1 protein-coding gene is annotated in these 236 nt (G+C 55.9%); it reads right to left on the bottom strand.

The genetic code is table 11. The features are described 5' to 3' along the window. A partial coding sequence (locus SB717_RS39505) for a hypothetical protein (protein ID WP_410908787.1) occupies positions 1–236 on the bottom strand: 236 nt, incomplete at both ends.

Genomic DNA, 236 nt, shown 5'->3' with positions numbered 1-236 from the left:
CTGGAAATCCCTCCCGGCTTCGATGCTGGTCGTCGCGTTGCGGAACTGGTTCTCCAACTGAGTCAAGACCACGTGTCTGCTGCGCAGCTTACCGTCGAGCGTTTGCCATCCTGCAGGATCGAATGCCATCTTGCTTAGCAGTTCAGAATTCTGACGAATTTTTTTGAGCGCTACCAGTGCGAGTGTTCGAAATTCACCACGCTCGCCGCCCAGTTTGCTTGTCGGCGTGCGCAGGC

Origin of the sequence: Priestia sp. SIMBA_032 (genome assembly GCF_046535215.1) — a bacterium.
Classification (GTDB): domain Bacteria; phylum Bacillota; class Bacilli; order Bacillales; family Bacillaceae_H; genus Priestia; species Priestia aryabhattai.
Note: the sequence above shows the minus strand (reverse complement) of the source record. Positions and strands in the feature narration are given on the sequence as shown.